At 68.3% G+C, this 10,616-nt stretch carries 10 protein-coding genes; all 10 read left to right on the forward strand.

Going from position 1 to position 10,616, the window contains the following annotated elements:
• Positions 1–206: 206 nt before the first annotated feature.
• The 10 genes from clsA to H9Y04_RS45065 all read left to right on the forward strand — a co-directional run bounded on the left by clsA (position 207) and on the right by H9Y04_RS45065 (position 10,199).
• Positions 207–815 carry a cardiolipin synthase ClsA gene (gene clsA / locus H9Y04_RS45020; protein WP_187820053.1) on the forward strand — a complete coding sequence of 203 codons (609 nt, stop codon included), beginning with the start codon at positions 207–209 and terminating at the stop codon, positions 813–815.
• Positions 816–938: 123 nt separating this feature from the next.
• On the forward strand, positions 939–3,434 hold the full coding sequence (locus tag H9Y04_RS45025) for a mannose-1-phosphate guanyltransferase (RefSeq protein WP_187820054.1): 2,496 nt from the start codon (positions 939–941) through the stop codon (positions 3,432–3,434).
• A gap of 88 nt (positions 3,435–3,522) precedes the next feature.
• Positions 3,523–4,422, forward strand: coding sequence for a DUF881 domain-containing protein (locus tag H9Y04_RS45030; RefSeq protein ID WP_187820055.1), 900 nt, complete (start codon positions 3,523–3,525; stop codon positions 4,420–4,422).
• Entirely contained in the window at positions 4,419–4,751 is a 333-nt protein-coding gene (locus H9Y04_RS45035; protein ID WP_008749169.1) for a small basic family protein, read from the forward strand. The genes H9Y04_RS45030 and H9Y04_RS45035 overlap by 4 nt, the downstream gene beginning before the upstream one ends.
• A gap of 5 nt (positions 4,752–4,756) precedes the next feature.
• Positions 4,757–5,542: a DUF881 domain-containing protein gene (locus H9Y04_RS45040; protein ID WP_187820056.1), complete on the forward strand. Its 786-nt coding sequence runs from the start codon at positions 4,757–4,759 to the stop codon at positions 5,540–5,542.
• A gap of 157 nt (positions 5,543–5,699) precedes the next feature.
• Positions 5,700–6,578 carry a zinc-ribbon and FHA domain-containing protein gene (locus H9Y04_RS45045; RefSeq protein WP_214662283.1) on the forward strand — a complete coding sequence of 293 codons (879 nt, stop codon included), beginning with the start codon at positions 5,700–5,702 and terminating at the stop codon, positions 6,576–6,578.
• Between the two features lie 17 nt (positions 6,579–6,595).
• Positions 6,596–7,348 (forward strand): transcriptional regulator FtsR, encoded by a 753-nt coding sequence (gene ftsR / locus H9Y04_RS45050; RefSeq protein WP_187820058.1) that lies wholly within the window; start codon positions 6,596–6,598, stop codon positions 7,346–7,348.
• 53 nt (positions 7,349–7,401) lie between these two features.
• The gene (locus H9Y04_RS45055) at positions 7,402–7,875 is read left to right on the forward strand and encodes a bifunctional nuclease family protein (RefSeq protein WP_006123076.1); all 474 of its coding nucleotides are present in this window, start codon (positions 7,402–7,404) and stop codon (positions 7,873–7,875) included.
• 172 nt (positions 7,876–8,047) lie between these two features.
• Entirely contained in the window at positions 8,048–8,683 is a 636-nt protein-coding gene (locus tag H9Y04_RS45060) for a MerR family transcriptional regulator (RefSeq protein ID WP_187820059.1), read from the forward strand.
• A 91-nt stretch (positions 8,684–8,774) separates the two neighbouring features.
• Positions 8,775–10,199 (forward strand): DNA polymerase IV, encoded by a 1,425-nt coding sequence (locus tag H9Y04_RS45065; RefSeq protein WP_187820060.1) that lies wholly within the window; start codon positions 8,775–8,777, stop codon positions 10,197–10,199.
• Positions 10,200–10,616: the final 417 nt, after the last annotated feature.

A 10,616-nucleotide genomic window follows, 5' to 3' on the forward strand; every position in this document is an offset into this window, starting at 1 on the left:
AGCCTCACAGCGCCGATGGTACTGCAGGGGGGACCCTGTGGGAGAGTAGGACGCCGCCGAACTAATTTTAAAGAAAACCCCCGCACCATTCGGTGCGGGGGTTTTCTGCTTTCTGGCTCCCTTGGCCTACCCCGTGGCCGCCGGCCGCCGCCACGGAGGGTAAGGTCATGGGGCATCGTAGGAACGTTCCCACAGGAGGCCCCCGGGTGGAGGTCCAGGAAACCCGTGTGCAGACCGACCGGGTTCTCACCATCCCGAACATCCTCAGCATGGCGAGGCTGCTCGGCGTACCTCTCTTCCTGTGGTTGATCCTCAGGCCCGTGTTCGGCGGTCCGAACAGTGATGTGTGGGCGCTGATCGTGCTCATGTTGAGCGGGATCAGCGACTATCTCGACGGGAAGCTCGCGCGGCGCTGGAATCAGATCAGCAACCTGGGGCGGTTGCTGGACCCGGCGGCCGACCGGCTCTACATCCTGTCGACATTGGTCGGACTCACTTGGCGGGAGATTCTGCCGCTGTGGCTGACTTTGGTGCTACTCGCGCGCGAAGCGGTCCTCTTGGTGATGGTGGGAATCCTCCGACGGCACGGCTATCCGCCGCCGCAGGTGAACTTCCTCGGGAAGGCGGCCACGTTCAACCTGATGTATGCCTTCCCGTTGTTGCTGCTCAGCGATACAAGTGGCTGGCTCGGGACACTCGCTGCTATTTTCGGATGGGCGTTCGCAGGATGGGGTACAACCCTCTACTGGTGGGCAGGGATCCTCTACGTGGTTCAGGTCCGCCGGCTCGTCCGGGCGGACGCCATGGCCGACTGAGCCTGCCGGAATCGGTGGCGTTGTAAAGCGGCTGGTGCGCTCGCACCGCGTCCGAGCGACCTGAGCGGTTTCGGACGGGCTGAGTCGGCAAGACCGTCGTCTCTCAAGGAGGACGCTTCCGACATGAAGGCCGTCGTGATGGCCGGAGGCGAAGGCACACGCCTTCGCCCCATGACCTCGAGTATGCCCAAGCCGCTCCTGCCTGTGGCCAATCGGCCCATCATGGAGCATGTGCTACGGCTGCTCAAGCGGCATGGGCTGAATGAAACCGTCGTCACCGTGCAGTTCCTGGCCTCATTGGTGAGGAACTATTTCGGTGACGGGGAAGAGCTCGGAATGGAGCTCACCTATGCCAATGAGGAGAAGCCACTCGGCACCGCCGGCAGCGTCAAGAATGCCGAAGACGCTCTGAAGGATGACGCATTTCTGGTCATCTCCGGTGACGCACTCACGGACTTCGACCTCACCGAGCTCATCAATTTCCACAAGGAAAAGGGTGCGCTCGTCACCGTATGCCTGACGCGTGTGCCGAATCCGCTGGAGTTCGGGATCACGATCGTCGACGAGGAAGGGAAAGTCGAGCGGTTCCTGGAGAAGCCGACCTGGGGTCAGGTCTTCTCCGACACCGTGAACACGGGCATCTACGTGATGGAGCCCGAGGTGTTCGACTACGTGGAGCCGGATGTTCCGGTCGACTGGTCGGGCGATGTCTTTCCGCAGCTCATGAAGGAGGGCAAGCCCATTTACGGGTTTGTCGCGGAAGGGTACTGGGAGGACGTCGGTACGCACGAGAGCTACGTGAAGGCCCAGGCCGACGTGCTCGAGGGCAAGGTCGATGTCGAGATCGACGGTTTCGAGATCTCGCCGGGCGTCTGGGTCGCGGAGGGTGCGGAGGTGCATCCGGACGCCGTGCTCCGCGGGCCGCTGTTCATCGGTGACTACGCGAAGGTCGAAGCGGATGTGGAGATCCGCGAGCACACGGTGATCGGGTCCAACGTCGTCGTGAAGACCGGTGCCTTCCTGCATCGCGCCGTCGTGCACGACAACGTCTACATCGGGCCGCACAGCAATCTGCGCGGCTGTGTCGTCGGCAAGAACACCGACGTCATGCGGGCCGCGCGGATCGAGGACGGTGCCGTCATCGGCGACGAGTGCCTCGTCGGTGAGGAATCGATTGTTCAGGGGAACGTACGCGTCTATCCCTTCAAGACCGTCGAGGCCGGCGCCTTCGTCAACACCTCGGTGATCTGGGAGTCCAGGGGACAGGCCCATCTGTTCGGCGCCCGTGGTGTGTCCGGCATTCTCAACGTCGAGATCACGCCCGAGCTCGCCGTACGTCTGGCGGGGGCGTATGCGACGACGCTCAAGAAGGGCTCCACGGTCACCACCGCGCGTGATCATTCGCGTGGTGCACGGGCGTTGAAGCGGGCCGTGATCTCCGCGCTGCAGGCCAGTGCCATCGACGTACGGGACCTGGAGAACGTGCCGCTGCCGGTGGCCCGGCAGCAGACCGCGCGGGGCAGTGCCGGCGGCATCATGATCCGGACGACGCCGGGTGTGCCGGACTCCGTCGACATCATGTTCTTCGACGGGCGGGGAGCGGACCTCTCGCAGGCCGGACAGCGCAAGCTCGATCGCGTCTACGCACGTCAGGAGTACCGGCGAGCCTTCCCCGGTGAGATCGGTGACCTGCACTTCCCGTCGAGCGTGTACGACTCGTACACGGGCTCTCTGCTGCGCAACATCGACACCAGTGGGGTCGCGGAGTCCGAGCTCAAGGTGGTGGTCGACGCGTCGAACGGAAGCGCCGGCCTGGTGCTGCCGAGCCTCCTCGGGCGGCTCGGGGTGGACGCGCTGACCATCAATCCGGGTCTCGACGAGTCGAGGCCCACCGAGACGGCGGACGCTCGAAGGTCGGGTCTGGTGCGGCTGGGCGAGATCGTGGCTTCGGCGCGGGCCGCCTTCGGTGTGCGGTTCGACCCGGTCGGCGAGCGGCTCTCCCTCGTGGACGAGAAGGGGCGGATCGTCGAGGACGACCGTGCGCTTCTCGTGATGCTCGACCTGGTCGCCGCCGAGCGGCGCAGCGGTCGCGTGGCCCTGCCGGTGACCACGACCCGTATCGCCGAGCAGGTGGCGGCGTATCACGGTACGCAGGTGGACTGGACGACCACGTCGCCCGACGATCTCACCCGGGTCGGCAGGGACGAGGCGACGATCTTTGGTGGTGACGGGCGTGGTGGCTTCATCGTGCCGGAGTTCAGCAGCGTCTTCGACGGTACGGCCGCGTTCGTGCGGCTGATCGGACTCGTGGCGCGGACCCAGCTCACGCTCAGCCAGATCGATGCGCGGATTCCGCGGGCTCATGTGCTCAAGCGGGATCTGGCGACGCCGTGGGCGGTCAAGGGTCTCGTCATGCGCCGGGTGGTCGAGGAGGCCGGTGAGCGGTCCGTGGACACCACGGACGGCGTGCGTGTGGTCGAGACCGACGGACGCTGGGTGATGGTGCTGCCGGACCCCGCCGAGGCCGTCACGCATCTGTGGGCCGAGGGGCCCGACGACGCCTCCGCGCAGGCGTTGCTCGACGAGTGGTCGGCGGTCGTGGACAGCGCCGGACGCTGATCTTCACCGTGCGCCGGGCTATGGCATATCAGCCGTAGCCCGGCGCGCCGGTGGGGCCATTCGGAGGTACGGGGCGCGACGTGCGACGATGTGCGGCATGCCGCAGCAGCCCCCCGTTCGGAGCACCGATTCGCGCCCCCCGCGCCTGGACGCTTCGATGTCGCTGCTCACCAACGTGATGGACCACAGCCTCGACGACGGCTATGCGGAGGCGGCGGCTCGTAAACAGGCGCAGGGCGAGGGCGGATTGCCGCGTACGCTGCGCGCCAAGCTGGGTCTGGCCGCCGGTCTGGTGCTTGCCGCGCTCGTGGTGACCGTGGGTGCTGCGGAGGCGCGGATGGCGGCTCCCGTGCTCGCCAAGGAGCGCGAGGAGCTGATCGACCGCATCGAACGCGAGTCGTCCGCCGCCGACAAGCTGGAAGACGACGTCGACGCGCTGCGGAACGACGTCGAGGAGCGGCGCAGCCGCGCGCTCGACGAAGACGGCAGCGATCAGGGGGAGTTGGTGTCCCTGCTCGCGGGTGACACCGAGGTCACCGGCCCCGGCATCAAGCTCGTCATCGACGACGCCGGCGGTGAAGGCGAGGGCGGCGACGGGCCGCGGGGCGAGACGGGATTCTCCGACAACGGCCGTGTACGCGACCGGGACATGCAGCAGGTCGTCAACGGCCTCTGGGCGTCCGGCGCCGAGGCCGTATCGATCAACGGGCAGCGGCTGACCGCCCTGTCCGCGATCAGGGCCGCGGGCGACGCGATACTGGTCGACAACAAGCCCCTGGCGCCTCCGTACACCGTGTTGGCCATCGGTGACGGGAAACAGCTGAGCACCAAGTTCCAGGACAGCGCGGACGGTCTCTATCTGCACGCGCTCAAGGAGAACTTCGGTATCAAGGCGGACATCTCCGTCGAGGACGAGCTGCGGCTGCCGGCTGCGCCGAGTCTGATCGTACGAACCGCACAGCCGAAAGCAGGAAAGGGCACATCGTGATCGCCGTACTGGGCCTCGTCGTGGGCGTCGTCGTCGGACTCTTCGTCCGGCCCGAGGTGCCCGCAGTGGTCGAGCCGTATCTCCCGATTGCGGTGGTCGCCGCGCTCGACGCGGTGTTCGGGGGGCTCCGAGCGATGCTCGACGGCATCTTCGACGACAAGGTCTTCGTCGTGTCGTTCCTGTCCAACGTCGTGGTCGCCGCGCTGATCGTGTTCCTCGGTGACAAGTTGGGCGTGGGTGCGCAACTGTCGACCGGTGTGGTCGTGGTGCTCGGCATCCGGATCTTCTCCAACGCCGCGGCCATTCGCCGCCATGTCTTCAGGGCGTGAGGCGGATGAATCCTGAAGGAACCCCCGTACCGGAGGAAAACCCCGTACCGGAAGAACCGGCGCAGCCGGAAGTCACCGGGCGGCAGCGGCTGTTGCGGAGTCTGTGGCCGCCGAAGGTGTCGCGGGCGCAGCTGATCGTGGCGCTGCTGCTGTTCGTCCTGGGGCTCGGACTCGCCATCCAGGTGCGGTCGAACAGCGAGAGCAGCGCGCTGCGCGGAGCGCGCCAGGAAGATCTCGTGCGCATCCTCGATGAACTGGATGACCGAACTCAGCGTCTAGAGGACGAGAAGCAACGTCTCGACGATCAGCGGACCGAGCTCGAGAACAGCTCGGACCAGGCCGAAGAGGCGCGCAGGCAGACGGTGGAGAAGGAGCGGCAACTCGGGGTACTCGCAGGGACGGTGGCGGCCGAAGGGCCCGGGATCACTGTGACCGTCACCGACAGCAAGGGTGCGGTCGAGGGGGACATGCTGCTCGACGCGATCCAGGAGCTGCGGGCGGCGGGTGCCGAGGCGATCCAGATCAACGATGTGCGGGTGGTGGCGAACACCTACCTCACCGACGGCTCCGACGGGGTCGAGGTGGACGGACGCGCGATCTCCGCTCCGTACCGCTTCAAAGTGATCGGCAAGGCGCAGGATCTCGAACCGGCCCTGAACATCCCCGGAGGTGTCGTGCAGACGCTGGAGAAGGAGCAGGCCACGGTGGAAGTGACACGCGCCGAGAAGATCGTCGTGGATGCCTTGCGACGGGCGAATCGTCCTGACTACGCTCGGTCGTCCTCCCAGTGAGCCAGGGGCGTGTCACCGGGCGTGAGCGAGGGCATGAGGTTGCGGGGGGTCGGCGCACCGGAAGGGTGTCGCGTGGTGGAAACTGTCCGGAGGTTGCGGACGTTGAGAAGGTGTCTGCGTCACCGGTGAGCGCCGGTGTGAGCAGCCAGGGTTCGTCCTGCCCCACGGGCGGGTCTGTTTCGGTCAAGGGGAATCGCCCGTGAAGTTGTTTCAGAAGTTGTTCGGCAAGAGCTCGCGCGAGGACGGCGGCGCCGCCCGGCACCGCGCTCCTCGGCATGCAGAGCCCGAGGGACAGAGTGGCGAACGCCCGCTGTTCCGCGATCAGGTGGGCGGCCCCGGCGGTGACATTTCGGGCGCTCCGGGCGCGTCTTCTGTTGACCCTGTCGGTACCGGCGGCATAGGTTTCTCAGAACCATCAACCTCAAGTACGGGTGGAGAGTTCGGCGCCGGCCCGTATGCCCCCCACGCCCCCGCGGGGCCCCCGCGGCAGGAGGATCCGTCCATGTCGGCCCTGGTGTGTACGAGGTGCGGCAACCGGAACGCCGAGGCGAGCCGGTTCTGCTCCAACTGTGGTGCGCCCCTTCGGGCCCCGGGCGGCGAGCGGCCCTCCGAGACGACCTCGACCATCTCGATCTCGGGACTCGAGGCGTACGAGGCCGAGGTGACGGGGCAGACCCCGACGCCGGGACTCTCGCCGGAGGCCCAGGCCGCCGTCGATGCGCTCCCACTCGGTTCGGCGCTGCTCGTCGTGCGTCGCGGTCCCAACTCGGGCAGCCGCTTCCTGCTCGACGGTGAGCTGACCACTGCGGGACGCCATCCGCAGAGCGACATCTTCCTCGACGACGTGACCGTGTCGCGTCGCCATGTGGAGTTCCGTCGCGGCGCGGACGGGATCTTCACCGTCTCCGACGTGGGCAGCCTCAACGGCACCTATGTCAACCGTGAGCGCATCGACGCGGTGCAGCTCTCCAACGGTGACGAGGTGCAGATCGGCAAGTACCGCCTGGTCTTCTACGCGAGCCAGCGGGCCGTCTGACCTTTCAGGGAAGGCCCATGCTTCACACACCGAGGGGCGGTGCCGGAAGCGGCACCGCCACCGCGGAAGGCGAGCTCGTCAGCATCGGGCAGGTGCTGAATCTGCTGCGCGAGGAGTTCCCCGAGGTCACCATCTCCAAGATCCGGTTCCTGGAGTCCGAAGGTCTGGTGGAGCCGCAGCGCACACCGTCCGGGTACCGCAAATTCAGCGCCGTGGACGTCGAGCGGCTCGCCCAAGTGCTGCGGATGCAGCGCGACCACTATCTGCCGCTCAAGGTCATCCGGGAGCACCTGGATGCCCTGGAGCGCGGTGAACAGGCGCCGACGGCGCAGATGGGCCAGCAGCGGACCTCGGACGAGGACCTCCCGGCAGGTTTCGACCTGCCTCTGGACCAGCCCGCCGCGGGCCGGATCAGCCGTGCCACGCTGCTCGCGGCCGCGCAGGTCGATGCGGAGCAGCTGACCGAGTGGGAGTCGTACGGGCTGATCACGCCCTCGGCCGAGGGTGACTACGACGCCGATGCCGTGCAGATCGCGAAACTCGTCGTCGAACTCGGCAGCTCGGGAATCGAGCCGAGGCATTTGCGGGCCATGAAAGCCTCCGCCGAGCGCGAGGCGGGCCTTGTGGACCAGGTGGTCGCGCCACTGCGCCGGCACCGTAATCCGCAGACCAGGACCCATGCGGAAGCCCGTACGAAGGAGCTCGCGGCGCTCACGATCAAGCTGCATGCGGCCCTCGTCCAGTCGGCGCTCAGGGTACGCCTGTACTGACCGAAGGGGTGCCCGACTACCCAAACCGGTCGGCCAGGTCCTAGGGTTGCTGTGTGAATGAGCTCGACGTTGTCGGTGTCCGGGTCGAAATGCCCTCCAACCAACCGATCGTGCTCCTGCGTGAAGTGGGTGGCGACCGCTACCTCCCCATCTGGATCGGACCAGGGGAGGCGACGGCGATTGCCTTCGCTCAGCAGGGCATGGCCCCCGCACGGCCGCTGACGCACGACCTGTTCAAGGACGTGCTTGAGGCCGTTGGCCAGGAGCTCACAGAAGTGCGCATCACCGACCTTCGGGAAGGTGTCTTCTATGCCGAGCTGGTGTTCGCGAGCGGGGTCGAGGTCAGTGCCCGCCCCTCGGACGCCATAGCGCTCGCGCTGCGCACCGGAACGCCGATCTACGGCAGTGACGGAGTCCTCGACGACGCCGGGATCGCGATCCCGGACGAGCAGGAGGACGAGGTCGAGAAGTTCCGCGAGTTCCTGGACCAGATCTCACCCGAGGACTTCGGGACCAACAGCCAGTGACGGCGCCCGTACCAGCGGGGCCGCGCGGGCATTCGGCTAGCCTTTCCACGCGGTGAGGCGACTCAAACCACACTTCGGGTGATTATCACTCGGCGTGCCGAGTGTGGCGTTCGTTGACGTGCTCCTGGGTACTGCCTACCGTCGAGAAGGCAGGTCAAGGACGGAGGCCGACGTGAGAAGCAGCGGCGACGGTACGGCTGGGGGTGCCCCCGGACGAAGTCTGGGGCAAGGTCCGTATCCGCTCCACAGCGGCGCGACCGATCACTCTGTGCAGCGCCCGGCGGCAGCGCGGGGGACCAGTGGTGCGCCGGCCGAAGAGGTCGGGTACCGCGGACCGACCGCGTGCGCGGCGGCCGGGATCACCTATCGGCAGCTGGACTACTGGGCCCGTACCGGGCTCGTGGAGCCCAGTGTGCGGTCCGCGTTCGGATCGGGGACGCAGCGGCTCTACAGCTTCCGGGACGTCGTCGTCCTGAAGATCGTGAAGCGGTTCCTCGACACCGGGGTCTCGCTGCAGAACATCCGGGCCGCCGTGCAGCATCTGCGTGAGCGCGGGTTCGCCGATCTAGACCGTATGACGCTCATGAGCGACGGCGCGACGGTCTACGAGTGCACCTCGCCGGACGAGGTCGTCGAGCTGCTCCAGGGCGGCCAGGGGATCTTCGGGATCGCCGTGGGCGTCGTGTGGCGCGACGTGGAGGCTGCGCTGGCGCAGCTGCACGGGGAACGCGTCGACACCGGTGAGACGCTCATCGGGCACAACCCCGCGGATGAGCTGGCCAGGCGGCGGGGAAACCGCGCTGTGTGACGGCCCGTGGTGGCCGCGCCCTCGTGTGTTTTCGCGTACGGGCCCGGCGTCTTCGGGGCCGTTGTCAGTGCCGTAGGGCAGCATCGGTGCTGTGAGAGCGGCGCCCACCATCCTGCACCTCGACATGGATGCCTTCTACGCCTCGGCGGAGCAGGCATCCAAGCCGAGCCTGCGCGGGAAGGCCGTGATCGTGGGCGGGCTCGGACCGCGGGGCGTCGTGGCGACGGCCTCGTACGAGGCCCGGCGTTTCGGGGTGCACTCGGCGATGCCGATGGGGCAGGCGCGGCGGCTCGCGCCCAATGCGGCGTACCTGGTGCCGCGGTTCGGTCTCTACCGGGACATCAGCGAGCAGGTCATGGGGCTGCTCAGAGAGCTTTCTCCGCTGGTCGAGCCGCTGAGCCTCGATGAGGCCTTCGTGGATCTCGAAGCGGGCGAGGTGGCCTGGGACACGGCGTCCGCGCTGGCGGTGGGCGAGAAGCTCAGGGCCGACATACGGGCCGTCACCGGGCTGACCGGGTCGGTGGGGCTTGCCGCGTCCAAGATGCTGGCGAAGATCGCTTCCGAGGAGGCGAAGCCGGACGGGCTGCGGCTGATCGACCCGGGGACCGAGCGCGAGCTGCTCGCCGACAAGTCCGTACGGATCCTGCCGGGGGTCGGGCCGGCGACCGGGGATCACCTCAGGCGGGCCGGGATCACGACGGTGGGGGATCTTGCCGAGGCCGGCGAGGACGAGCTCGTACGGCTGCTCGGGAAGGCGCACGGCGGGCATCTGTACGCGATGGCGCTGGCCGTGGACGAGCGGCCGGTGGTGGCCGAACGGGAGACGAAGTCCGTGTCCGTGGAGGACACCTTCGACGTCGACATCCACGACCGGGTGCGGGTGCGCCTGGAGGTGGACCGGCTTGCGGAGCGTTGTGTGGGCCGGCTGCGGGCCGGTGGGCACTCGGGGCGGACCGTGGTGCTCAAGGTGCGGCGCTATGACTTCTCGACGTTGACGCGGTCCGAGACGCTGCGGGGGCCGACGGATGATCCTGCGGTGGTGCGGGAGGCGGCGGCGCGGTTGCTCGAGTCGGTGGATACGACGGGTGGGGTGCGGCTGCTCGGGGTCGGGGTGAGCGGGCTGGCCGATTACACGCAGGAGGATTTGTTCGCGCAGGCGCAGGCGGCGGAGGCTGCGCGGGTGGTTGAGGCGACTGAGGTGGGGGCGGCGGGGGCTGCCCTGGGTGCGGAGGCGCAGGGGGCAGGTGGTGGGGCGGACGCTCTGGCGTCGGTGGCCGACGAGCAGGTCGCGGGTGGGCCCGAGGCCGAGCCCGAGGTCGTCGAGCGGCGGTGGTATGCCGGGCACGATGTGCGGCATGCGGAGTTCGGGCCCGGGTGGGTGCAGGGGAGTGGGCTCGGGAGGGTGACCGTGCGGTTCGAGACGCCGGGGTCTGCGCCGGGGCGGGTGCGGACGTTCCGGGTCGATGATCCGGCGTTGTCGCCTGCGGAGCCGTTGCCGTTGGTGGCGGCGGAGTAGGTGCGGGTTCGTTCGGGCTGGGGTGGGTGGCGCCTGCGGCGGGCTTCTCTCCCCGACCCGCCCCTTCCCGAAACCGGGGCTGCGCCCCGGATCCCCCTCCTTTTTTGACGGGGGCTCCAGGGTGGGTGGGTCCCGCTTGGGGCTGCGCCCCGGATCCCGGCTTGTGGGCGCCTGGGGTGGGTGGGATCCGCTGGGGGCCGGGCCCCTGGGGTCCTGCTGACCTGGCACCCGTGATGGGTGGGACGGCCGGCCTGGCCCGCATGGGCCTGCGTCTCGGACCATTGCTGACGCGCTATGGGCTGCGTCCAGGGGCCTCGTCAGCGGAGCCCGCGGGTGGGTGGGGCCGGGGGGGGGGGGGGGGGGGGGGGGGGGGGGGGGGGGGGGGGGGGGGGGGGGGGGGGGGGGGGGGGGGGGGGG

Origin of the sequence: Streptomyces polyasparticus (assembly GCF_014493765.1) — a bacterium.
Classification (GTDB): Bacteria; Actinomycetota; Actinomycetes; order Streptomycetales; family Streptomycetaceae; genus Streptomyces; species Streptomyces polyasparticus.